Below are 22,264 nucleotides of genomic sequence, written 5' to 3'. Positions count from 1 at the left end.
GGATGTGGTCACATATCCCGAGGGACGGGAGGTGCTGCGCTCCCTCGGCACACACGGTGAGCGCGCTGGGCGCGCGCCCTCGAACCCCGTTGAAGGCCGAGAGCCAACATGCCTGAGCCGTTCGACATCTGTCTGCGCGCGATCTCATGGCCGGGATGAGAGCGGAGAAACGGATAGCTAACCCAAGCCACAGCCCGGTGCGCCTCGAGCGCCTGGGCGACCGCGAGCCCAGAGGCACTGTGACGCTCCATACGCAGCGTGAGTGTCTTCAGCCCGCGCAAGATCAGGAACGCGGACATGGGCGAGAGCGCTGCCCGGGTCAATAGCGCAGGCCAGTTTCGCGCAACAGGTGCAATGTCTTCGCATCGCCGAGTGTGACACCGCCCAGCGCATCGCCATGTCCGTTGAGGTACTTGGTCAGCGAATGGATCACGATGTCAGCTCCGAGTTCCAGTGGACGCTGGAGGGCGGGCGAGGCGAAGGTGCTGTCGACCGCGACCTTCACGCCGCGACAGTGGGCGTGTTCGGCAATGGCAGCGATGTCGAGGATACGGCTCAACGGGTTGATCAGCGTCTCGAAGAAAACGAGCCGAGTCCTTTTCGGTGATGGCCCCATCGAGATTACTGGGCTTTGAGAGGTCGAGGGCAACGACCTTAGTCAAAATGCGGCAGGCCCTGTTCGACCATGGCGAGTGTATTGGCATAAACGGCGTTGTGGACGATGAGTTCGTCACCTTGCGAAAGCAGCGAAAGGATCAGCGTGCCGAAGGCCGCCATCCCCGAGGCGAGTACCAGCCCAGCTTCGGCTCCTTCGAGATTGGCAAGCCCCGTTTCGAGGACCTCAGTCGTCGGGTTGTATTCGCGTGCGTAGAGTCTTCCGCCAAGGGCTGCGGCGGCTTCGTTTGCTGCCACGCTTTCAAATCCGGAGGTCGATGTAAGAAACACAGGCGTCTGAACGGAATTGGAAAAGCCGGCCGGATCGTAGCCGTGATGGATGGCCCGGGTGGCAAATGCGAGGTCGACCTCGTTCCGGAACGGCATTGATATTGCCTCGTTTTCAAGCGGATCTCCGGCGCTGGCCATCGGCTTTAGCCCTCTTGATTTCGGGGACAATGCCGTCACACTAACTCAGATGGAACGTTCAGTTGGCGATGAAGAAATGGTCCAGCCTTCTCCTGCCCCTTCGACAGCTCGCCCTCAAGGTCTGGGCGCGCGCCAGATCTGCGAAGCTCTTCGCGAGCAGATCCTGGGCGGCATCTATGAAACGGGCAGCCAGCTGCCGTCGTCCCGGGGCCTCGCAAATGAACTCGGTGTGTCGCGAACCACGGTGACGGTGGCATATGACCAGCTGGTCGCCGAGGGTTTCATTGAGGTCATCCAAGGCGCAAGACCTCGCGTTGCAGCTTCGCTAGTCGGGAGTAAAGCGACCAGCGCGGTGCCGAAACGGACTGGCCCGATTCACCTTTCCAGTTACGGCGAGCGACTGCGCGCCAGTCCGCCACGGCCCGACTACCTCCCGAACCGTCTCAAGGTCGATTTCCGCTACGGCGACCTCGCACCATCTGATTTCCCTGCATTGACGTGGAAGCGCGCGATGAACGCGGCGATGTCACAAAGTCCCGGAAGGCTGGCCTATCACGATCCACGCGGCTCGCATCGCTTGCGCCAGGCGTTGCAGGGATATTTGTGGCGCGCCCGAACGCTTACCTGCCGGGTCGAGCAGATCCTCGTCGTGAGTGGATCACAACAGTGCCTGGACCTTTGCGCGCGTCTGCTGCTGGATCCTGCTGACAGCTTCGTGATCGAGGATCCCTGCTATAGAATGGCGCGCCTAGTCTTTGCCAGCACAGGAGCCACTCCAGTGGCCGTCGCCGTCGATAGCGAGGGCATGAAGACGGAGCTGCTGCAGGAAATTCCGGCGCGGCTGGCCTATGTCACCCCGTCGCACCAGTTCCCGCTCGGCGGCGTCTTGTCGATTTCGCGGCGCTATCAACTCCTCGAATGGGCTCGGCGCAACGACGCCTATATCATCGAGGACGATTACGATGGCGAGTACCGGTACGACATTCGTCCGGTGCCCCCGTTGCACAAGCTGGAAGACCGCAGTTCCGTGATCTATGTTGGGACGATCTCCAAGACACTGTCGCCGATGCTGCGCATCGGCTACCTGGTGGTTCCGGCCGAGTTGCAAGATGTCTTTGCGACGGCCAAGCAGCTTCTCGACAGGCATTCTCCGGTTGCCGAACAGGAGGCCCTGGCCTCACTTATCGAGAGCGGTGGTTATGAAAGCCATGTGCGACGCGTCCGCCGTCTCAACGGCGAGCGCCGAGAGGCGCTGCTTGCCGTCCTTCAACGCGCGTTCGCAGACACTATTGTCATCGAGGGTGCTGATGCAGGGCTGCATGTCGTCGTCTGGTTCAAGGATCTTTCTCGGTCGCTGGAGAACATCCTGGTTGAAGAGGCGCGGCGGGTCGGGGTGGGCATCCATCCGATTTCATCACTGTACATTCGAGATGAAGGCCGTGCTGACCGGATTGGACTGGTGATGGGCTATTCCGCCCTGACCATTCGGCAGATCGAGAATGGCGTTCGGCTCCTTACTGGCGCTGTCCAACGGGTAAAAAGCCTTGCGAGCACTCGGCATCATCCTCAATAACCGGCCTGACGGTGCACAGGCCTGGCTCGTGACCCCAGAGTCACGCCGGCAGCGATCGCAGACTGGATCAGCAAGACTTGCCATGACTGGCCCTGTCGGCCAGTCCGGGTCCCGGGCAGTACTCTGACCCTGCGACCTGGCGAAGAGAGTTCTCGACGAGACTCTTACATCCAGTGGAAGCAAGGCGCCGTGCGGCCGGCTTAAAGGAGAAAGCGTTGATGGATTTTCCGCTGATCGACGAGGAAATAGCAGAGATCGCACCTGACTTTCGCGCTATCAGCATTCTTGTTGATGCACAGGACAGTGCACGAGGCGTCATGGCTCGAGACGTGTTGGGAGAGGCTTGCGATTTCGTCCGAGCGGGAGGACCCTCCTGGGGAGAAGCGCACTTGGCCAATTGGGCGGAGGCATACGTCCGATTCGGAGCGAAACCAAACCGGACGCCGTGCTCGGCGCACGCATTGAAAAAACGGGTGGAGAGGGACGGCCGCATCCCATCGATAAATCCTGTCGTTGACCTCTACAATGCAGTGAGCCTGCGTTTCGCAATACCCGTCGGCGGCGAAAATTTCGATGCATATGTCGGCAAACCACGGCTCACAATTGCGGAAGGAACGGAGTGCTTCCACACTGTTTTGAATGGGGAAGCGGTCGTCGAAAAGCCTTCCAAGGGCGAGGTCATCTGGCGCGACGATCTGGCAGCTACATGTCGCCGCTGGAACTGGCGGCAGGGCACGCGCACCCGGTTGGAGACGGTGGGCGGCCGCATGTGGTTTATTTTGGAAAGCTTAGCAGCGATGCCGGAAGGAGCGCTCGAGGAGGCAGCTAAGATGCTCGTGAGCGGTCTGAAAGAGCTTGCACCAGGGTGTAAGGTCTACGAACAGGAAATCAGCACCGCTAAAGCCTCGGTCGCCAGTTCCGCCAGGCGGGTCGGTTGAGGAACGTGCCGTCATCGCGTGGCGAAAGCCGGATGGAAACGATCGAACCGGTCGCGAGACACGCGTGACTCTCCGCCAAGGGCGGATGCGGATGTTGATGTCTTTTCCGCCTTCCTTATCTGTGTGACGACCACAGCAGTTGCTGTACCCGACCGACCATGTGGCGCGCTCGATCGTTGAAGTGACCTTCAGCTGCCGAGGCTGAGCTGGCCTGCATGCGCGGCCTGATAGGCAGGCCGGCAGCACGGAAGCCTATCAGAGATGTCGATCGAGAGGCGCATGCCCACCCGTCGGGGGAGCTCTCCGCCTCGTTCGAAGGCTAACTTCCCGAGCAGATCTGTACGCAGCCATATCTGCGGGTCGCGAGCTTGCCGCCGACCCCGCCAGCGGCTCGGCGGCACAGCTGTGTCATAATTTCGCCAACCCGGGAGGATGGCGCGCTCGGCGTCACACAGGTCCTGCTGGGCTACGCAAGCTGGACACACGGCCCCTACGACTGTTGGGCCAATAAGATAGTTGGCCCGATGATCTGGGCTCGCCAAGTCACTTCACCAACTGGACGACTTCAATTGTAATTAACTGGCTGTTTCCTGAGGGTCAGATTGCCGGTATCCCGACCCGCAGCGCACACACGGAGTTCCCGATGTACACCCCTCCCGCCTTCCGCGATGATGATATGGATTTCCTGCGGGCGAGCGTCCGCGCATCTCCTCTGGCGAACTTCGTCACCGCGACGGCCGAAGGACTCTTCGCCTCGCCGCTGCCCCTCTTGCTTGATGAAAGCGAGGGCGAGCACGGCGTGATCTACGGCCACCTCGCCAAGGCCAATCCACAGTGCCGTGTTCCCCCGCTTGGCGACGGTCTGGCCATCTTCATGGGGCCGGAGGCTTACGTGACCCCGGCGTGGTATGCGACCAAACAGGAAACCGGGAAGGTTGTGCCTACCTGGAATTACGTCACCGTCCACGCCTATGGCCCGGTCGAGTTCTTCGAGGACACCGGGAGGCTGCTGGAGGCCGTGAATCGCCTGACCGACCACCACGAGGGTGAGCGCGTCTCGCCCTGGGCGGTGTCGGATGCGCCGTCGGATTTCGTGCAGGCCCAACTCCGCGGAATTGTGGGTATGCGCATGTCGATCACGAGGATCGAGGGCAAGCGCAAGATGAGCCAGAATCGGAACGCGGCCGACCGTGCCGGAGTGGCTGCGGGCCTCGCAGCGAGCGAGCGGGCATCTGACCGTGAGGTCGCCTCCTTCATCCCTTAGCAACATAAACTTCGTTGGTATCGACCACCATGACAAATTTGACGCAACTCGCCCTACGCCTTGCGGCGGCTTTTGGGCTGGCCATAACGCCAGGTGCTCGGCGACTCTGGTCGGGGAGGCGCTATGATTGCACTGGCCGTCCACCTCGCTACGGCGGAGCAGCCGGCCACATCAGTTTGGCTCCGGAGCGGTTCAGCATCCTTGCGGCCTGGTACTCACTCTGCAGAAGCGGCTGGGTAGGCTGGATCCATCTTCGGTCATTTCGCTTAGCAGATGAATTCTCAAGAGGCGCGGTGGTGCCCGTTGCGTGAAAGTCGGCTCACAATGATAGACAATCCTATGAATAAAGAGCGGGTGACTTCGACCGGCTCGCCTCCCTATGCCGAACATTTCGGTCTTGAAAATCGACAAACGGCCAGTGAGCCGCGAATGGCGGCCGCCTTGATGAAAGAACGCCACTCCGTGCGCCTGGCGCCGCTTCGGTTTGCACTCGACCATATGGCGACACCTGGGCTTGACGTCATGACGTTCCTCGCACTCGCCCGCGATCTCGGTCTGACCGACGTGCAAGTCCGGACTAATCCTTGCAGTAAGGCTGTTGTGCGCGGCAAGCCGTCGGCGGATATCCGGGCTGCCGCTGCCGAAGCGGGAGTCACGATTATCTCAGTCAACGCCTTGCAGCGATTCGACGAGTGGACTCCCGCCCGCAAAGCCGAGGCCAGCAAGCTCGCCGATTATGCGGCCGCCTGCGGCGCCCAGGCGCTCATGCTGGTGCCGGTGAACGACGGTTCGCGGTCCGCCAATGCCGAGCGCCAAGGCAATCTCCGCGTCGCCTTAAAGGCGCTAAAGCCAATACTTCAGTCGCGAGGTCTTGTTGGGCTTATCGAGCCGCTTGGGTTCCAGACCTCCTCACTTCGGTCGAAGAAAGAAGCGGCTATCGCCATTGCCTCGGTTGATGGCCAGTCCGCCTTCCGGCTTGTCCACGATACATTCCACCACACGCTTGCCCGCGAGACGTCCTTCTTCTGCGACTTGACCGGTCTCGTGCACATTTCGAGCATAAACGATCCAACCTTCTGGATTCGCCCGGATCGCATCCTGGGCGGCTCGGACAATTGCAGCCAAATCCGGACGCTACTCGATGGCGGCTATTCGGGCCCCTTCTCCTTTGAGCTTGTGGAGGAGGTCCATGCGTTAAATGACTTTGCAGGCGCATTTGCCTCCAGCATCGATCTCATCCGACGCGGGCTTCTCAGGCGAGTGCCAGTCTAATTCGCGCAGGCGATTGAGCCGAGAAGTCATTTGAGATCGCTGTATTTCGCTGATGCAGGCGCTTGCCGCATCACCATTGTCAAAACTGGCCATTGGACCGCCTTGGGCGGCCGCGGCAGTTCGATGGGCGGCAAGGCGAAGATCGGATCTGATGCGGAGGGCGGCGAGCTATCGGTTTTCGGACGAAGAGCAACTGATGGCGGACCAAGGGCGAGTGGCCCACCCCAACCGCAGCGTTATTCAAGCTCCAGCTTCCTCTTCAGTTCCGCGTTCTCCTTGCGCAGCCGTTCTGCGAGCAGGCTCTTCAGTCGCTTGTTTTCTTCCTCAAGCGCGACGAGGTCCTTCAGATCATCACCAACCGATGCAGGCAGCGCAGCTCTCTTCCATTGATAGTAGGTCTGTTCCGAGATGCCGGCCTGCTTGACCGCGCTCTTATGGGTGGCGCCGCCACTGATAGACTTCTGTATAAGGGCAAGCATCTGAGCGCGCTCCTTTTGAGAGTAGATCTTGCGTCCGGTCCGCACGGCCGCCGCTGGTATTTGCTGCGCCTGCGACGCCGCATTGGGCGCGTTCTTCCGAGCAGGCGGCCTGGGCTCAGCCTTAGCTCTCGGCGACCGTTGTGCTTTCTTCTTCAGAGGCGTCTCCACTTTGGCTGCCGGTTGCGTTGCAGTTGTTCCTGATCCTGCGTCCAGGGAATTCGTCATGAGATGCTCCGCTCGCGGTTTGTGCATGTGTTCAGCATTGAGCGATACTACACTCGAGTCAACAGGGCGACCATTTGGCAACTCCATCTTCTCGAGTTCCCTTCTTGTCTCGGCCATTGCTGCGGTGAGATCGACATCGCTCCAGATTGAAAGACTCCGTTTTTGAGAACTGCGCTTCTGTCTGATCTCCACCGTGAATGCTCGGGGCTGCCGCCTCATAGGTCGTTCCTTGTTGAAGACGAATTGTACAGGAAGTCGCGGCAGACGACGGAATGAAGGTCTGGCCGGCTCTTCTGTAGCCGAGCTATATGCATCCGATCGCTTGAGCAAGCCCTGCTGGCGACGCACATCCTAAAACAGCCTACGAGCACCTAAAAGCAAGCAGGCTATTTCATCTCGAGACCGAGGAGGTGGTGCTTCCTCGCAGCATGCAAAAGCCATCTTCCTTGTTTTCGACGCAGCGACGGCTGGCATCCGGACTGAAAGGAGCTGCTCAAGGGCGCCGATCCAATCTGCGCTGGCAGTGCAGGACGGCTTACATCCGAAAGGCCGGTGCTAGCGACGCTAGCCCGGCTTATCAAAACGTGAACCGACTTGAGTTGGCGGCGAAACGCGGACAGCTGCGCAGAATGGCGCGCATGGAGAGTGGAGGGCACGAGCCGAGTCGAACTCGCATCGAGCTTCGTCCGGCAGCGGCAGAGCGTTGACCGGAGCTACTCCTCGCCGCGGCCACCGCTGGGGCCAATCCTTCTTCCAATGAGTACCGCGGCGGTCATCTGGTCGGAACGTCGTCCCGGTATTGACCGAGGAAATTTTGCGGATTCACTTAGTGGCATGGTACGCACATGAATTCCCTGAGCCTTTAGCCGTCCGCTTCACCTCTTGTGCGAGTTTGCTACCCTGGCCTTCTCCTGAAGGCCGGCCAGCCCGCTTTTCGCGTTCGATCGATGGCGCGTTCTCAAGGCCGATTGGCGTTGATGTCGACGGTCGGGCTTGGGAATGCTGAAGGACGCGCGCCTGGTTGCCTCTCCGGCAACCCGGCGACCACGGACGCCTTCACAAGGCATCAGCAAGCATTGCTGTTAAACGGCACTAAAAACTGACCCCCAACCGGCTTTGGTGTCGCCTCACCCATTGGTGAGCAGTCCGATTCTGGACAACGCACCGCTCCTGTTCAGACCAAGGCATGGAGCCAAAAGAGCCATTTTGGTGGGCCTGTTATGCCTGCTCCAGCAAACGATCGGGGCCTTGACGGACGCGAGCAGCTTGTGAGGGGTGCAGCCGAATGCAGCGCTGCTCCCACAACTGACGAAGCTCCTTTGTGAGAGCTTGACGCTTAGCTTCATCTAGCGTGATTGGATTGAGGAGATCCCCCAGCACGGCTTCGCCCTCGATCTGAATGAGCAGAGCGTACACTTCACTTGAAATGCGCACACGGTCGCGAGGGGAGTGGACTGCGCGAATCTCGCAGACCGTCTCTTGGCGATCTTGCGTTGTATAAGCACGTACTTGATGCAGACTAAACTGAGGAGGCAATGAAACCGCGAGCGCAGTCCAATCCTCCAGCGCGGTAGCCCGTTTCTTGACGAGGAACGGGCCGACCACAAGTCCGTCCAATTCTGTCGTTAAAAAGGTCGCAATCGAGTCTGCAACTGAATCCACGATCGGCTCGGCGTTGTTGTTGAATGATGTGTTCAGCAAAATTGGGATGCCCGTCCGCTCCTTGAAAGCATTAATGAGGTCCCAGTAGGCCGGATTGGCTTTGCGCGATACGGTTTGCAGCCGCGCGGTACCGTCGACGTGCGTGATGGCGCCGAGCAAGCCACGCATAGAGTCGCGCACACGAACGACGAAATTCATGAAAGGGAATTCGCATTCAGTGTCCGGCAGGTCGAAAAATTCGGCCGCATCCTCCTCCAGTACCGATGGCGCGAAGGGCCGATACCCTTCGCGTTTCTTAACCATTGCGTTGATCCGCTCCTTGTTTGCGGCAGGGCGTGGATCTGCAAGAATGCTTCGGTTGCCAAGCGCACGTGGACCGAACTCCGAACGGCCCTGCACCCAGCCGATCACCGCGCCATTGGCCATCAAGTCGGCTGCACTGCTGGCCACATCATCGGTGCGTTCGACCTCGATGTGCCCGGCCCATGCAATAAGTTCCTGCTCGACGGCCTGGTCGCTTCCGAGATCAGGCCCCCAATAGACCTCCCGCAACCGCTTGCGAGGCGCAGGGTGCCCCAGCTCAGCAGATGCCATGAGTGCGGCGCCCAATGCGCACCCAGCATCATGCGCTGCGGGTTGAACAAAAATATCTTCGAAAAGCCCTGAATACAGCAGTTTGCCATTCATCGAGCAGTTGTGGGCTACGCCTCCAGCCAGGCACAGCCGCTTCATCCCGGTCGCCTCACGATGATGGCGGAGAATGTGGAACACGATCCGCTCCAGCGCTTCCTGCAATGAGGCACTCACATCACGATGTTGCTGTGTGAATGGCATTCCCTTTCGCCTGACACTGATGTTGCGGAGCAGCGTCGGGCCGATGCGGTCCAGATGGACGCGGTAGCCACCGTTGGGCAAGAGTTCATAGAACTGCTCGAAGAGCTCGCGATAGGGAACTGCATCGCCGTATGGGGAAAGCCCCATTACCTTATATTCGTCGAACATGCCGTAGCCCAGATGCCGAATAGTTTCTATATAGAACAGGCCTAGAGAGTTATTCTCTGGGAAACTTTCGATCTGCCGGATTTCTGTGCCAGACCCGACCGCCAAGAGGCCCGACAAGAAATCACCAGAGCCATCAATCGCGAAAATCAGGCTTTGTTCGAAGCCCGACATTGCAAAAGCACTTACCGCGTGCGCCTGATGATGACTTACGAATGAGATACGCGAAGCCTCCAGTTCGGTGCCGAACTCCTGCGCGAACAGCTTCTGTACCATCAATTTAGCGTCCACAGGGATGGAGGCGTCCGGCTGGGAAATAAGCATCTTCTCCAGGGCGGCGTTACAATAGGCTTCGGTAGCGTAAAACGCTACACGATCGATGTCTTTGAGCTGAACTCCCGCGGCTGAAAGGCAGTATTGAATCGCACCACTCGCGAGCTTGTTGGAGTGCTTGATCCGGTTGAGGCGCTCCTCTTCAACGGCCGCTATTACGTCTCCGTCTCGGACGAGCACCGCAGCACCATCGTGCAAAAATGTATTCGCAAACTGGAATCGGTTTTCATGGACTTTGTCCAATCCGCCACTCACTCCTAGACACAACATCTCGATCTCCATGTTATTATGACAAAAAGGACCAGCTGGCCCGGCTCAAGGCCGTTCGACTTAGAACGGGCTCCATTATCTTTCTCGCCTGCAACCGCAATCAGACATCGTCAAACTCTGGCAGGGGTGTCGTCTGTGCCAAAATCCGGCCCAACGTTTCGAAATTGCCAGCGTGGCCCACTGACGAGAAAAAGCCGCGTGGTGCCGACGCGGTATGCCCAAGGAAGGGAGGCACCCGCTAAGGCCGCCATTCCTGTTGAGAACTGCGGCAGGCGCCATCGGGTGGTTCGTAATTTCAACCTTCAATGGAAGGGATCGAGTGGCCCCGCAGCAAGCGAACTGCCGTCGGCGGAGCGGGCCAATCACAGACCACCCACGTCAAAGAACCGGGCGTATGGTCCATGCGCGAAGTGGAGCTGCAACTCATCAAAATTCTGCACTGTCTGGTCCAGCGCTCGCGTTTCCTGGCGCTGAAGGACGGCGCGATCAGATAGCCCAACGGCCGGTGCGCCCAAAAAATGCCAAACCTTTCCCAAGCAAGCAGCGGGTTCGTGAAGGAGGCTCTCGTATTCGACTACAAGCAGCTGGCTCGTCGTGAAGGAGTGCTCGATGCGAGCGTGGAAATTGTCCGCGGCTTTGAAGTAAGCCTCGCAATCAGCGATTGACAATCTTACGCGCGGCGGCCGAGCGGCGTCCGAACTGAATTTCAGCCATTGGCCGCTTTGCCTTGCCTGTGCAAAGGACCGAAGCGATTCCAATATGTTTCGAGTTACGAGTATGACCTTGAGTGCTGGCCAACGAGTCAGTTCAGCAAAAAAACCTGGACGTTCGTGAAATTGGGGCTCGTTGATCTTGCAGCCAATATGCGTCACGTTCTTGTAGTCTGGCGTGGGATAACGCCAATAAGCTTGTTCGAGGAGCTCACGATCCGTGCGTAGCAGGCGATCCTTTCCGGGCCAATTGGTGTCGTACTCATTGAGCAACTCACCGTTGCTCAGCACGGTCGGATGCTCGTTTAGCAGTTCCTCCAAATAATGTGTGCCAGTCCTTGGCATCGCAAGGATAACAAAAGGCTGAGGCATCGGCGTGCGGTGTGTCATTGCTATATGGTTCCAGCTAGTAGCGGTCGCGAAGGTTAGGGCAGACCAGGGCACCAGAAATTCGGCTGCTATGTCTTGAACGCGGACTCAATTCGGCTACAGCTTTGATGGTGGCCAATTCAAGATGCATTGCGGCCCTCGTTCTCGTGCCGTCGTAAGCAGCGTCAACGCATCAGGCGTCGGCGAAAGAGCGCAGCAGAGAGGAAGAACGGCAAAACCGTGTACATACAAAGTGCGCCGATATGCAGCCCGACGTTGTCTGCCACATGGCCAAGCATTACCGGGCGGATCAGGTCGATAGAGTTCGCCAGGGGGGAGAAGGCCGCCACGCGCTGAAAGGCGCCTGGCAACTGGCCGACTGGAAAGACCGCGCCAGACAGGAACAGCATAGGTGTGATGACGAGCGTCTGATAGAATATAAAATAGTGATAGCTGGGGGTGAGCGCGATGACGACCATTGCCAGGCTGGCAAAGGCGAAGCCGGTGAGAGCGACTACCGGCAGCACATAGGGCAGGGACGTCCAATCGGCATAGCCCAGCATAACAGCAACAATGGTGATTGCGGTACCTGCCAGAAAGGCCTTGGTGGCTGCCCATGCCAATTCACCAAGAACGATGTCGCCCAGGGTGAGTTGTGTATGAAGGATTGCTTCCCAGGTGCCCAGGTCGCGCATGCGACTGAAAACCGCGTATATTGTTTCGAACGTCGATGCGGTCATCGCGCCTGTCGCGACCATCCCGGCTGCCAAGAAGGCAATGTACGAGGCGCCTTCAACCCGACCTATCATCAGTCCAAGCCCCGTACCGAGCCCGAAAAGGTAAATCATAGGATCGGCAAGAGTGCCGAGAAGCGACACAAATGCGACCTTCTTCCACGCCAGATAGTTACGGCGCCACACCGCAATCCAGTTCCACGCGTTGGCGGGCAGTGCCGCCGCAAGACCTTCACGCATTTTTCACTTCTCCATCTCGCGTCCGGTTAGCCGCAAGAAGACGTCCTCCAGACTTGGTGGACGCTCCAGAATCCGCAGACCTGCGCGCCCGCGAAGCTGGACACGCACCTGCTCTGGATCGGGCGCATAGCAAAAGAGGGTCTCACCGCTTACCTCAATGCGCTGAACGTACGGCTTGATTAGCGAAGTCAGCTCCTGCGGATTGCCGCCAAAGATCTCGATCACATTGCATCCAATATGTTCGTCTATCAAAGCATGAGGGCTGCCCTCGGCAATCTTGCGTCCCCGCTCCAGTACACACAGCCGATCGCATAGCCGCTCAGCCTCTTCCATGAAGTGGGTGGTCAAAATGATTGTCTTTCCGCTCGCCAGCAGAAAACGGAGCCGCTCCCAGATCAGGTGGCGGGCGTGCGGGTCGAGGCCGGTAGTCGGCTCGTCCATTATAAGAAGTTGGGGGTCGTTGATCAGCGCGCGCGCCAACGTTAGACGCCGCTTCATGCCGCCTGATAGCTGGCCCACACGTGCGTCCGCCTTGCTCTCAAGGCGGGCAAACTCAAGGAGAGATGGAACGACCTCTTGAATCTTCCGTGTGCTCATGCCGAAGTACCGCCCGAACACCATCAGGTTCTCGCGGACCGTGAATTCCAGGTCCAGGTTGTCGAACTGCGGAACGACACCTATGCCCTTGCGGGCCAAGCGACTTCGACCCGGCACCGGCACTCCGAGCACCGTGATCTTACCGGAGTCGGGCCGGGTCATGCCGAGGAGCATGCGCGCAATGGTGCTCTTGCCTGCACCGTTCGGCCCCAGCAGGCCGAAGCACTCTCCCGTACCCACAGTGAAGGACAACCCGTTCACAACGAGTTTGCTGCCAAATGACTTGGTTACCTGGTCAAGGTCGATTGCTACATTGGACATACGTCTATCTCAGGCTGAAAACAGGCCAATCGGCCGGCCGGCAGCTTACTTTCGAGGTTCTGGTCCAGAGCAGCTGGTACCTGTGCTGGTCCTTGAGGAATGAGAGAAAACGAGTGTCGCAGCCGCGCAAAATAGGGTCGAAGGCTACGGTCGCTTTCGGCTGGTTCTCGGTCTGATCGTGGATGTATGCCTAAGCTCACGACGTATTCTCTACCCAAGTACTCGGTCACTCGGAGCTGTGAAGAACGCCAGGCTCAACCAGCTGTGCAGAATCGCGAGAACGATCCGTACGATTCGAGCCGGCAATTCCCGGACTGCCTGTACCATTTGCCCTGGTGATCGGGTTTGCGACGATGATCGGCTTCTTGCTCACATGGGGCTGGATGGCATTTTTGCGCGACAGCCAATCACTGTTGCTCAAGGTGCACAACGCATAAGCTTTCAAGGGAAGTAGGAGAAAGATGTTGATGAACGTGTGCAGAGAAAAGCCGAAGAATCGGACTTGGCGTGCACGGAAAGCTATCACGGTGCATCGAATGATCGTCATGCCGGCAATGATAATTGCCGTTGGCCAAGGCGCCGTATCTGTCAATGCGAGCTCTGCGAGCCCGGCTAGTACAGCGACCGCGAGCAACAATGGACCGACATTCTGTCCAATCACGTCCAACGTGAGGTAGCGATCGAGGCCCGGCAACAGGCGCAGTGCCAGCAGCGTGTCGCGGAAAGTGCTTCGTGCCCAGCGTAGTTGTTGGCGCAGATAGGGCCCCATCTTGTCCGGAACGACTGTCGCTGCGACGGCGTCCGGAACGTACTCGGTCCGAAAGCCTGCTTTCAGCATCAGGATGGTAAGATGGCGGTCCTCGCCGAAGTCACTAGGTTTGCCCCTAAACAGCTGGGTTTCGTATTGATCCAGCAGCGACATCAGACAAGAGCGGCGGTACATTGCACAGGGGCCGCAACAGCACATGACCGCACCAAAGCGGGCCTGCGCAGCCCGTTCCTCGTTGCAAGCGAGCCAGTACTCCATGTCAATCAACCGGGTCAACCAAGTGTCGCTCCGGTTGGATGCCGTCAGCTGGCCCATGGCGGCGCCGATCGCTGGATCCCGCATCCGTGCCGTAAGTTTCGCGATCACGTCGGGCTCTAGAGTCGTGTCAGAGTCGACGCTGAGCACGAAATCTCCAGACGAACCACGGATCGCGGCGATCTGTGCTTTGCGTTTGCCGACGTTGTGGGGGAGCTGAATAAAGGTGAATCTGGGGTCGTCCACGTAGGCGTGATGCACCGGCATGAGGGCGTTGCGATTTCCAGAACCGTCATCAACCACATAGACATGCAGCTTTCCGGCGTATTCCTGGTTTGCAACCGAAGCCAGACAGGCCGAAAGTGTGCGCGGCTCCTCGTTGTAGCAGGGGATAATGACATCCACGCTCGGCCAAAGGTCGAAGGCGAGCAAGTCGTCCGAGCTCGAGGCAACGTGTCCCGGCTGCGCATAAACCGCTTGCATGCCTTTATAAACGGTCGAGAGCAGCGCGTAACACGAAACGGCGACGGTACTGGCTGTGGTAAGCGGGTCCATAGGATCTCGTTTGTTCAATGATGTTGAGGAAGGGGTCGGACTGTGAATCCGCGGTCGTGGAGCGCTGGGATCAGGCGGGACAGCGCCACAACGGTCTGGTCGCGCGGATCGCTTCGAGAGCACTCACACCCGTCGTGAAGGAGCACAATCGCGCCCGGGCGGACCCCGGCGAGAACTGCATCGACAATCAAGTCCGCTCCGGGGCGAGCCCAGTCTCGCGGATCGACTGACCAATGCAGGGGTGCCAATCCAGTGCTCGCCGAGGCTTTGAGAGCTTCTTTGGTCCAGCTCCCATAGGGCGCACGAAAGTACCGCACCGCAGCTTGCGGGCACGCCATCCTGATGGCGCTGTTGGCCTCAATTATTTCACGTTCAACTTCGCCGGGTTCGCATCTGGACAGATCCCGATGAGTCATCGTGTGATTGGCCACTTCATGCCCATCCGCAATAATTCGCCGGACAAGCTCCGGCCGGTCTACAGCCGCGTCACCGATCAGGAAGAATGTCGCCGGTGTCCGGTGTTGCGCCAGCACGTCGAGGACCTCCGGTGTCCAAACGGGATCGGGACCGTCGTCAAACGTGAGATAGACGCTGCGCTCTTGGGTGCCGTCTGCGCAGTGACTGGACATTTCACATATGCAGTCCAGATGTTTCATAGCTCCGGACCGTTCCGCTCGATGAAGGTGCCGGACGGCCACTCGTCAATCGACCGCCCAATCGGCGAGACAAAGACGAGATCGTCCTCCAAGCGCGTGGGCGGCAGGTCGGGATGCATGTCTGCCAAGGTTGAGCGGATGCGAACGTCCGGCACAATCTTCCCAAGCCCCACCTTGCAGAGCCTCTGGATGTGATTTCGCATTTCGTGCCGAACCGTGCCGAAAGCGAATGGAACGCCCATCTGCTGCAGCGCCGGATACAGACTGCGCAGGGACGAGCTGATGCCGAGGCCCTCAAGATCCCGACGCACCCCGTACAATCCGAGTTCGGCCACCAGCACGTCGATTGCGCCAACTTTGATGAAACGGCGCAGTAGACCGAGATGTGCCGCTACACCGTGCGTGTCCCTACCAATTGCTCGGAGCTCTGGCCTCGCGCCGAACCAACTGCGCCCGCCTTCGAATCGCATTGCGGAGAAGGTGCCAGTCCCTCCATAGGTTTTGTGCAAGAAGTCTGAGAGCTCGACATGCTCATGCCGTTGCAACTCGTTTTCCCAACACAACCTCCACTGCACTTCAGAGCGCATGGAAAGACCTCTGTCCGTTCCTGTTTTCCTGAGGTAAGCGCGTAATGACGGGGAGCTTGTCGCGTCGAGCCGGCGCGATATGGCTTTCGCAGGTCACGGTGAACTTTAGCCGCACTGGACATGCGATCCGGTCGACACCGGAAGGCGTACGCCAGAAATGCTGTCCGGCACCCACGCAAGCATCAAGTTCCTTTAGGGCTTGCTTACATCTCTTGTGAGGTCCCTATGCGACGTTCCGCAAAACTGGTAAAATCGTTTGTTTCGATGAAAGGTATCCACTCTATGGATGGCCGCAGGCATGCGTTTCAAGGGGCTTGATCTCAACCTTCTCGTTGTGCTGGACGCATTGCTGGCCGAGCGCAATCTCTCGGCGGCGGCACGCCGCATAAACCTAAGCCAGCCGGCCATGAGTGCGGCTGTCGCCCGGCTGCGCGACTTTTTCGGTGATGAACTGTTCAGTATGAACGGTCGAGAGCGCATCCTGACCTCACGAGCGATTGCACTTGCCCCCGCAGTCCGCGACGCTCTCCTGCGTATCCAGTCCTCGATTATTTCTTCGGATCCGTTTGACCCGTCTCGATCCGATCGACGCTTCAGGATCATTATTTCCGATTTCGCCACGCTCGTTTTTTTTGAAAAAGTCGTGGAGCGTGTCGCTCGTGAAGCCCCCGCCGTCACGTTCGAATTGCTGCCACTCGATGACAACCCGGACGAGCTCCTCCGGCGCGGCGACATCGACTTTGTAATTCTTCCGGATATGTTCATGTCGGGCGCGCATCCAAGCGTGGCGCTTTTCGATGAGAAGCTGGTATGCGTGGGTTGTGCCGCCAACAAGCAACTGCCACGGCAGCTTACATTTGAGAGATACCTGTCGATGAGGCACGTCTGCGTCAGGTTCGGACGTTGGCGCAAGCCCTCTATCGAGGAACTGTTCTTGCTCGAGCACGGCCTAAAAAGACGTGTCGAAGTCGAGGTGCAGGGCTTCAGCATGGTGCCGCCAATGGTGTCCGGCACAGCTCGTATTTCGTCCGTGCCCCTCCGGCTGGTTAAGCACTTCGAAAGAACGTTCCCCCTTAAGGTCGTCGAACTTCCACTGCCGCTTCCCGTTTTCACCGAAGCCGTCCAATGGCTGGCCAACCACAACAGCGATCCGGCCAGCATCTGGATGCGGGAGATAATGGTGCAGGAAGCATCCCGGCTTGCTACTCCTGCGAATCCACGAGAGGCCCCCAGCGCTCCTGGACTTGTGTCGGCCGTTACCGCCCACACTCATGTTGCCTGAGGCGACGGATCGTCAGCTGATCGGCAGGTGTTGCGCTTGCAGACTGTGAGACGCCCGAAGCGAGGAGCGGAGCTCGAAGTGCATGTTTTGGGTCGGTACCTCATCCGGATTCGCAGCTTGGCTGGCCTTGGTCTAGGTTTGCTGAGCCCCATGGTGGGTTATGCCGCGGTTGCGGTCGATGCTCGCTTCGAAGCTCTGGTTGGAGTTGTCCTGGCATACGCTTGGGTGCAGAAGAAGTTCTCGATCAGACGCTTCCAGATCGAGAGGAGGCGGCAAGGCGCGCCTCGGATCGTGCTGGATTACGATCCTGGCGACGCGGTCGTTCAGATCGGCAATGATGGTGTTGATGTTGAACCCTTGTCGGCGTCGGATCGCCGAAGGCGACGCCCTCGATGGACGGGCGAAACCCCGTATCGAAGCGGCCTCCTGACAGGGGGGACGAAGCACACAAGTGCCGAGCGGATCGGTGAGCGCAAGGATCTTGGTCGCCATGCCGACCGGAAAGGCCTGTGGCCTGGCTTTGAGTCCCTGTTGCGCTGCCGCGGCACGCGTATCAAACTCATTCGCCCGGCCATGAGTGCAGCCGTGGCCCGGCTGCGGGATAAACCGTCTACGACAAGCGCCGCAGAGTTTTGATCCGCATGCAGCAGCACTTGCCCTGCAAACCCCGGCGGTGAGGCCTGTCGCGCGATGCCTACGACAAGGTAGGCTCCGGTTACCCCGTGCTCAGATCATGGCCATGCCGCCATTGACGTGGACGGTCTGGCCGGTGACGTAGGCGGCTTCGTTGGAGGCGAGGTAGGCGACCGCGGACGCGACTTCAGCGCTGGTGCCCATGCGCCGGGTCGGGATCGCTGCCATAATCGCCTCTTTCTGCTTGTCGTTGAGCTTGTCGGTCATCGCTGATTTGATGTAACCGGGGGCGACGCAGTTGACCGTGATGTTGCGGGTGGCGATCTCCTGCGCCAGCGATTTGGAGAAACCGATCATGCCGGCCTTGGAAGCTGAGTAGTTGGTCTGGCCCGAATTACCGGTGATACCCGAAACTGAAGTGATGTTGATGATGCGGCCATGGCGGCGGCGCATCATCGGGTGGGTCAGTTCCCGGGTCAGCCTGAACACTGCGGTCAGGTTCACTTCCATCACCGTATCCCAGTCTGTGTCCGACATGCGCACGAACAGGCCGTCCTTGGTGATGCCGGCATTGTTGACCAGGATGTCAACCCCTTCGAGATCGGCCTCCGCCTTCTGGCCAAGCGCCTTGACCTCGTCGCGGTTCGAAAGGTTGGCCGGAAACAGCTTGACCCTGTCCCCAAGCTCGGCGGCCAGCGTCTCCAGCTTCTCGATGCGCGTACCATGCAGGCCAACAATGGCGCCCTGCGCATGCAGTATCCTGGCGATCGCCTCGCCGATGCCTCCCGATGCCCCGGTGACGAGCGCCTTGCGGCCGGTCAGTTCGAACATATCTTGTCCTCTTCTCTTCAGGCCGGCGAATTCGGTTTCGCCTTTTCCGGAACGGCTCGATGGTTGGCTTCCTGGCCAAACGGCCTTGGTGAGTTCACGCACCAATTGGGTTGCGGCGGCATCGGCCGCACGACCAGACGCGGCTCGACCGATCTGACCACCTGGAGCTGACTGGTGGACACTGGGAGAGCGTTCAGACTGTCCAGCAAGGCGCGCGGAAGGACTTTGCGGCGACATGGACGCTCACTATACGTGCTTGAACGCTAGAACTGCGTTCGTGCCCCCCATGGCAAACGCGTTGCTCATGGCCACACGCACCTTACGCTCGCGCGGCACGTTGGGCGTGACATCGAGATCGCAATCGGGGTCTGGCTCGCGATAGTTGGCGGTCGGAGGTACCACGCCCTCCTGAATCGCCATCACACAGGCGATCATTTCAATCGCGCTGGCTGCACCTAGGCAGTGACCGTGGGTGGATTTGGTGGAAGAGACGGACATCGAATGAGCATGCTCACCGAAGACTCGCTTGATCGCCGCCGTTTCGATTTGATCGTTGGCCTTGGTGCCGGTGCCGTGCGCGTTCAGGTACTCGACGTCCTCTGGATTCAGTTTCGCATCGGCAAGGCAGGCGCGCATCGCGCCTTCCGGCCCGTGAACTGCCGGCGCGGCGATGTGGGAGGCATCGGCAGACAGACCGATGCCCGCGACCTCGGCAAGAATCGTTGCACCCCGGGCGGTAGCATGCTCATAGCTTTCCAGTACGGCCATGCCCGCACCTTCGCCCAGCACCACTCCCTTCCGGTCCGCGGAGAAGGGCCGGCAAGTGTCCGGAGCGAGCACGCGCATGGCTTCCCATGCCTTCATCATCATATACACGAACGCCGCGTCGCTGCCTCCCGCAAGCATCACGTCGGCTCGGCCATACTTGATCTGGTCTACGGCCGAGGCAATCGCATGATTGCCCGATGCACAGGCGGTGGTGACGGCGAAGACCGGCCCGCGAAGGCCGAGGCTCATGCTGACCTGGCACGCAGCCGCGCTCGGCATCGCCTTTACTCCCGAGAACAGTTCAACGCGGGACGCTCCCCCCAAAAGGACGTCGCGGTAGCCTTTCTCGGTCGCATCGTAGCCGCCGAAGCCGGCACCCACTATTGCGCCAAAGCGATGGGCATTGCCTTCATCGCAGGAGAGTCCGGACTGTCGCATGGCTTCGCGTGCTGCAAGCACGGCAAGCAGGCTGAAACGTCCCATGGAGAGCAGCTGCCGGGGCTCAATGTCGTGCTCAGGCAGCGTCTTGATCTCGGCGCCGATCGCGCCCTCTAGCCCGTGAAGCTGTGCATTGATAATCGGACCGATGGCCGATCGGCCCTCGCGCATGCCTTGCCAGATGGAGCCGACATCGGTGCCCAGCCCGCACAGCCCGCCTAGTCCAGTGATGACGACCCGGCGATCCATTCAAGCCGCCTTGTTGAGCAAGCCGCGGATGGCTTCCACCATGTCCCCGACAGTTTGGAGATCAGACCACGCATCGGCCGAGTTCATCTCGATCTTGATGCCGTACGCCTGCTCGAGGTCCCAGAGCACGTCCGCCAACCCCAGTGAATCGATCCCGAGCGAAGTCACTTCCGTCGCAGTGGTTATTTCGCCGACGGATGCTGCAGTCGTTCCCTCGGCGTTCTCCGATTCGATGCGCTTCCTGATTATCTCAATGACTTCCGTTATAAGTTGATCAGACATTTTGTTTCTTTCCATTTCAGCTTGTTTTTTACGTGGCGCGACATAACTCCTTAAGCCGCGCGTCGGGGAACCAGCCATTAAACTTCTGCAACTGAAGAAGCTTAACGCCCATAGAGCCGGATAAGTCCGGCTGGCCTGCGGCGCAGGCTGCGATGGCGAAGAATGTTGCTGGGAGGCCGTAGCCACTCGGGACGGATATGCAGCCCCGAAGTTCACAGCTCCGGACCGTTGCGGTCGATCAGCGTGCCAGAAGGCCATTCGTCCATCGAGCGTCCAATTGGCGATACCAACACGAGCACGTCATCCAGGCGCGTGGACGGTAGGTCGTGATGCACATTTGCGCGGCTCGAACGGACCCGGACACCTGGCACAATGGTGGCTATGCCCTCTCTGCAGTACCTCTCAACATGATTCCGCATGGCGTGCCGAACCGTGCCGAAACCGAAGGGAACCCCCATCTGCTGCAGGACGGGATATACGGCGCGCATAGAAAAGCTGATTCCAAGCTTCTCAAGATCCTGACGAACGCCATACAGGCCCAACTCAGCCACAAGAACATCGACGTCGCCAACCTTGATGAAGCGGCGCAGTATGCCGATGTGTGCCGCTACGCCCTCAGGGTCGCTGGCAATAAGGCGGAGTTCGGGTCTTGCGCCGGCCCAACTGCGGCTACCTTCGAATGGCTTTGCGCCGAAGGCCCCGTTTCGTCCATAGGTCTTTCGGAAGAAATCGGAGAGCTCGACATGGTCGGCCACTTGCAAGTTATTTTCCCAGCATAACCTCCACTGCACGGCAGAGCGCATGGAAGAATTTCTCCTTTCGGGTTGTCCTTAAGACGCTCATCACGGCATAGAGGCAGCGGGTGATCGGTGCGTCAGGTGTTTGTCCATGCGAGATTTCAGCACAATGATAAAATCGTTTGTTTCGATGGAAGGTATCCACTCGATGGATAGCCGCAGAAATGCGTTTCAGGGGGCTTGATCTCAATCTTCTCGTCGTGCTGGACGCATTGCTGGCCGAGCGCAATCTCTCGGCGGCGGCACGCCGGATCAATCTCAGTCAGCCGGCGATGAGTGCGGCCGTCGCCCGACTGCGCGATTTTTTCGGCGATGAACTGTTCAGCATGAACGGCCGCGAACGTATTCTGACGTCACGTGCGGCAGCACTTGGCCCCGCAGTCCGCGACGCTCTGCTGCACATCCAACGTACGATTATTTCTTCCGATCCGTTTGACCCGGCTCGATCCGATCGTCGCTTCAGGGTCACTATTTCCGATTTCGCCACGCTCGTTTTTTTTGAGAAAGTCGTGGAGCGTGTTGCCCGGGAAGCCCCCGCCGTCAGTTTCGAATTGCTGCCTGTCAACGATAGCCCCGATGAGCTCCTCGGGCGCGGCGACGTCGATTTTGTAGTTCTTCCAGATTTGTTCACGTCGAGCGCGCATTCGAGCGTGGCCTTGTTCGACGAGAGGCTCGTATGCGTCGGCTGTCCCACGAACAGGCAGCTGAGACGGCAGCTTACATTCGAGAGATACCTGTCGATGAGGCACGTCTCGGTCAGGTTCGGACGTTCGCTGATGCCGTCCGTCGAGGAATGGTTCTTACTCGAGCATGGTCTTAAAAGACGTGTCGAGGTGGCCGTGCAGGGCTTCAGCATGATCCCACCCATGGTGTCCGGCACGGCTCGTATTGCGACCATGCCCTTCCGGCTGGTTAAGTACTTCGAAAAAACCTTCCCCCTTCAGATTGTGGAACTTCCGCTGCCGCTTCCTGCTTTCACCGAAGCGGTCCAATGGCCAGCACTCCATAATACCGATCCGGCAAGCGTCTGGATGCGCGAGGTAATGATGCAGGAGGCAGCTCGCATGGCTGTTCCGCTGTGACAACACGCAAG

At 59.1% G+C, this 22,264-nt stretch carries 22 protein-coding genes; 7 read left to right on the top strand and 15 right to left on the bottom strand.

Annotated elements, in window-relative coordinates; all coding sequences use genetic code 11:
* Positions 1-8 precede the first annotated feature (8 nt).
* The 3 genes from LB577_RS33400 to LB577_RS33390 form a co-directional block, all read right to left on the bottom strand.
* Positions 9-299 carry a PLP-dependent transferase gene (locus LB577_RS33400; protein WP_411969184.1) on the bottom strand — a complete coding sequence of 97 codons (291 nt, stop codon included), beginning with the start codon at positions 297-299 and terminating at the stop codon, positions 9-11.
* A 20-nt stretch (positions 300-319) separates the two neighbouring features.
* Positions 320-559: a PLP-dependent transferase gene (locus LB577_RS33395; protein WP_411969183.1), complete on the bottom strand. Its 240-nt coding sequence runs from the start codon at positions 557-559 to the stop codon at positions 320-322.
* Positions 560-654: 95 nt separating this feature from the next.
* A complete protein-coding gene (locus LB577_RS33390) occupies positions 655-1,041 on the bottom strand; it encodes a PLP-dependent transferase (RefSeq protein WP_411969182.1) in 387 nt (128 codons plus the stop codon).
* 118 nt (positions 1,042-1,159) lie between these two features.
* On the opposite strand from LB577_RS33390, the gene LB577_RS03085 reads away from it, so the two are divergent.
* The 4 genes from LB577_RS03085 to LB577_RS03070 all read left to right on the top strand — a co-directional run bounded on the left by LB577_RS03085 (position 1,160) and on the right by LB577_RS03070 (position 6,130).
* Positions 1,160-2,656: a PLP-dependent aminotransferase family protein gene (locus LB577_RS03085; protein ID WP_224685610.1), complete on the top strand. Its 1,497-nt coding sequence runs from the start codon at positions 1,160-1,162 to the stop codon at positions 2,654-2,656.
* A gap of 218 nt (positions 2,657-2,874) precedes the next feature.
* Positions 2,875-3,594: a B3/4 domain-containing protein gene (locus LB577_RS03080; protein ID WP_411969181.1), complete on the top strand. Its 720-nt coding sequence runs from the start codon at positions 2,875-2,877 to the stop codon at positions 3,592-3,594.
* Between the two features lie 643 nt (positions 3,595-4,237).
* A complete protein-coding gene (locus LB577_RS03075; protein WP_224685510.1) occupies positions 4,238-4,858 on the top strand; it encodes an FMN-binding negative transcriptional regulator in 621 nt (206 codons plus the stop codon).
* 429 nt (positions 4,859-5,287) lie between these two features.
* The gene (locus LB577_RS03070) at positions 5,288-6,130 is read left to right on the top strand and encodes a TIM barrel protein (protein ID WP_224685609.1); all 843 of its coding nucleotides are present in this window, start codon (positions 5,288-5,290) and stop codon (positions 6,128-6,130) included.
* 236 nt (positions 6,131-6,366) lie between these two features.
* On the opposite strand, the gene LB577_RS03065 is transcribed toward LB577_RS03070, so the two are convergent.
* The 8 genes from LB577_RS03065 to LB577_RS03030 all read right to left on the bottom strand — a co-directional run bounded on the left by LB577_RS03065 (position 6,367) and on the right by LB577_RS03030 (position 15,891).
* The gene (locus LB577_RS03065; protein ID WP_224685509.1) at positions 6,367-7,053 is read right to left on the bottom strand and encodes a transposase; all 687 of its coding nucleotides are present in this window, start codon (positions 7,051-7,053) and stop codon (positions 6,367-6,369) included.
* A gap of 999 nt (positions 7,054-8,052) precedes the next feature.
* The gene (locus LB577_RS03060) at positions 8,053-10,098 is read right to left on the bottom strand and encodes a carbamoyltransferase (RefSeq protein WP_224685608.1); all 2,046 of its coding nucleotides are present in this window, start codon (positions 10,096-10,098) and stop codon (positions 8,053-8,055) included.
* A gap of 362 nt (positions 10,099-10,460) precedes the next feature.
* Positions 10,461-11,198, bottom strand: coding sequence for a sulfotransferase (locus LB577_RS03055; protein WP_015319224.1), 738 nt, complete (start codon positions 11,196-11,198; stop codon positions 10,461-10,463).
* A gap of 164 nt (positions 11,199-11,362) precedes the next feature.
* Positions 11,363-12,151: an ABC transporter permease gene (locus LB577_RS03050; protein ID WP_224685508.1), complete on the bottom strand. Its 789-nt coding sequence runs from the start codon at positions 12,149-12,151 to the stop codon at positions 11,363-11,365.
* A 3-nt stretch (positions 12,152-12,154) separates the two neighbouring features.
* Positions 12,155-13,069 (bottom strand): nodulation factor ABC transporter ATP-binding protein NodI, encoded by a 915-nt coding sequence (gene nodI, locus LB577_RS03045; protein WP_013533536.1) that lies wholly within the window; start codon positions 13,067-13,069, stop codon positions 12,155-12,157.
* A 226-nt stretch (positions 13,070-13,295) separates the two neighbouring features.
* On the bottom strand, positions 13,296-14,648 hold the full coding sequence (gene nodC / locus LB577_RS03040) for a chitooligosaccharide synthase NodC (protein ID WP_224685507.1): 1,353 nt from the start codon (positions 14,646-14,648) through the stop codon (positions 13,296-13,298).
* Positions 14,649-14,662: 14 nt separating this feature from the next.
* The gene (nodB, locus tag LB577_RS03035; protein ID WP_224685506.1) at positions 14,663-15,304 is read right to left on the bottom strand and encodes a chitooligosaccharide deacetylase NodB; all 642 of its coding nucleotides are present in this window, start codon (positions 15,302-15,304) and stop codon (positions 14,663-14,665) included.
* Positions 15,301-15,891 (bottom strand): NodA family N-acyltransferase, encoded by a 591-nt coding sequence (locus LB577_RS03030; RefSeq protein WP_224685505.1) that lies wholly within the window; start codon positions 15,889-15,891, stop codon positions 15,301-15,303. Before LB577_RS03030 ends, nodB begins: the two co-directional genes overlap by 4 nt.
* A 298-nt stretch (positions 15,892-16,189) precedes the next feature.
* Between LB577_RS03030 and LB577_RS03025 the strand changes: the two genes are divergently transcribed.
* On the top strand, positions 16,190-17,173 hold the full coding sequence (locus LB577_RS03025) for a LysR family transcriptional regulator (protein WP_013533532.1): 984 nt from the start codon (positions 16,190-16,192) through the stop codon (positions 17,171-17,173).
* A 150-nt stretch (positions 17,174-17,323) separates the two neighbouring features.
* On the top strand, positions 17,324-17,809 hold the full coding sequence (locus LB577_RS03020; RefSeq protein ID WP_224685504.1) for a hypothetical protein: 486 nt from the start codon (positions 17,324-17,326) through the stop codon (positions 17,807-17,809).
* Positions 17,810-17,899: 90 nt separating this feature from the next.
* Here LB577_RS03020 and fabG read toward each other — a convergent pair whose 3' ends face one another.
* The 4 genes from fabG to LB577_RS03000 form a co-directional block, all read right to left on the bottom strand.
* Complete coding sequence (gene fabG / locus LB577_RS03015; RefSeq protein WP_013533530.1) at positions 17,900-18,637, bottom strand: 3-oxoacyl-[acyl-carrier-protein] reductase; 738 nt, start codon at positions 18,635-18,637, stop codon at positions 17,900-17,902.
* A gap of 246 nt (positions 18,638-18,883) precedes the next feature.
* The gene (locus tag LB577_RS03010; protein ID WP_224685503.1) at positions 18,884-20,092 is read right to left on the bottom strand and encodes a beta-ketoacyl-[acyl-carrier-protein] synthase family protein; all 1,209 of its coding nucleotides are present in this window, start codon (positions 20,090-20,092) and stop codon (positions 18,884-18,886) included.
* Positions 20,093-20,374 carry an acyl carrier protein gene (locus tag LB577_RS03005; protein WP_013533528.1) on the bottom strand — a complete coding sequence of 94 codons (282 nt, stop codon included), beginning with the start codon at positions 20,372-20,374 and terminating at the stop codon, positions 20,093-20,095.
* Positions 20,375-20,586: 212 nt separating this feature from the next.
* Entirely contained in the window at positions 20,587-21,177 is a 591-nt protein-coding gene (locus LB577_RS03000) for a NodA family N-acyltransferase (protein ID WP_013533527.1), read from the bottom strand.
* A 158-nt stretch (positions 21,178-21,335) separates the two neighbouring features.
* Here LB577_RS03000 and LB577_RS02995 point away from each other — a divergent pair, with 158 nt between their 5' ends.
* Positions 21,336-22,253 carry a LysR family transcriptional regulator gene (locus LB577_RS02995; RefSeq protein WP_224685502.1) on the top strand — a complete coding sequence of 306 codons (918 nt, stop codon included), beginning with the start codon at positions 21,336-21,338 and terminating at the stop codon, positions 22,251-22,253.
* Positions 22,254-22,264 lie beyond the last annotated feature (11 nt).

The sequence above is a fragment of the Mesorhizobium sp. B283B1A genome (assembly GCF_020165735.1).
Taxonomy (GTDB): domain Bacteria; phylum Pseudomonadota; class Alphaproteobacteria; order Rhizobiales; family Rhizobiaceae; genus Mesorhizobium; species Mesorhizobium opportunistum.
This window is presented reverse-complemented; position numbering and strand designations above follow the sequence as displayed.

Bases quoted from the DNA above. Each gene is read 5' to 3' on its own strand.
- LB577_RS33390 (WP_411969182.1), bottom strand. From the start codon at position 1,041: ATGCCGTTCCGGAACGAGGTCGACCTCGCATTTGCCACCCGGGCCATC.
- LB577_RS33400 (WP_411969184.1), bottom strand. From the start codon at position 299: ATGTCCGCGTTCCTGATCTTGCGCGGGCTGAAGACACTCACGCTGCGT.
- LB577_RS03050 (WP_224685508.1), bottom strand. From the start codon at position 12,151: ATGCGTGAAGGTCTTGCGGCGGCACTGCCCGCCAACGCGTGGAACTGG.
- LB577_RS03010 (WP_224685503.1), bottom strand. From the start codon at position 20,092: ATGGATCGCCGGGTCGTCATCACTGGACTAGGCGGGCTGTGCGGGCTG.
- LB577_RS03065 (WP_224685509.1), bottom strand. From the start codon at position 7,053: ATGAGGCGGCAGCCCCGAGCATTCACGGTGGAGATCAGACAGAAGCGC.
- LB577_RS03080 (WP_411969181.1), top strand. From the start codon at position 2,875: ATGGATTTTCCGCTGATCGACGAGGAAATAGCAGAGATCGCACCTGAC.
- LB577_RS03000 (WP_013533527.1), bottom strand. From the start codon at position 21,177: ATGCGCTCTGCCGTGCAGTGGAGGTTATGCTGGGAAAATAACTTGCAA.
- nodC (WP_224685507.1), bottom strand. From the start codon at position 14,648: ATGGACCCGCTTACCACAGCCAGTACCGTCGCCGTTTCGTGTTACGCG.
- LB577_RS03020 (WP_224685504.1), top strand. From the start codon at position 17,324: ATGGTGGGTTATGCCGCGGTTGCGGTCGATGCTCGCTTCGAAGCTCTG.
- nodI (WP_013533536.1), bottom strand. From the start codon at position 13,069: ATGTCCAATGTAGCAATCGACCTTGACCAGGTAACCAAGTCATTTGGC.
- LB577_RS03025 (WP_013533532.1), top strand. From the start codon at position 16,190: ATGCGTTTCAAGGGGCTTGATCTCAACCTTCTCGTTGTGCTGGACGCA.
- fabG (WP_013533530.1), bottom strand. From the start codon at position 18,637: ATGTTCGAACTGACCGGCCGCAAGGCGCTCGTCACCGGGGCATCGGGA.
- LB577_RS03070 (WP_224685609.1), top strand. From the start codon at position 5,288: ATGGCGGCCGCCTTGATGAAAGAACGCCACTCCGTGCGCCTGGCGCCG.
- LB577_RS03030 (WP_224685505.1), bottom strand. From the start codon at position 15,891: ATGCGCTCTGAAGTGCAGTGGAGGTTGTGTTGGGAAAACGAGTTGCAA.
- LB577_RS03075 (WP_224685510.1), top strand. From the start codon at position 4,238: ATGTACACCCCTCCCGCCTTCCGCGATGATGATATGGATTTCCTGCGG.
- LB577_RS02995 (WP_224685502.1), top strand. From the start codon at position 21,336: ATGCGTTTCAGGGGGCTTGATCTCAATCTTCTCGTCGTGCTGGACGCA.
- LB577_RS03005 (WP_013533528.1), bottom strand. From the start codon at position 20,374: ATGTCTGATCAACTTATAACGGAAGTCATTGAGATAATCAGGAAGCGC.
- LB577_RS03055 (WP_015319224.1), bottom strand. From the start codon at position 11,198: ATGACACACCGCACGCCGATGCCTCAGCCTTTTGTTATCCTTGCGATG.
- LB577_RS03085 (WP_224685610.1), top strand. From the start codon at position 1,160: ATGGTCCAGCCTTCTCCTGCCCCTTCGACAGCTCGCCCTCAAGGTCTG.
- LB577_RS03060 (WP_224685608.1), bottom strand. From the start codon at position 10,098: ATGTTGTGTCTAGGAGTGAGTGGCGGATTGGACAAAGTCCATGAAAAC.
- nodB (WP_224685506.1), bottom strand. From the start codon at position 15,304: ATGAAACATCTGGACTGCATATGTGAAATGTCCAGTCACTGCGCAGAC.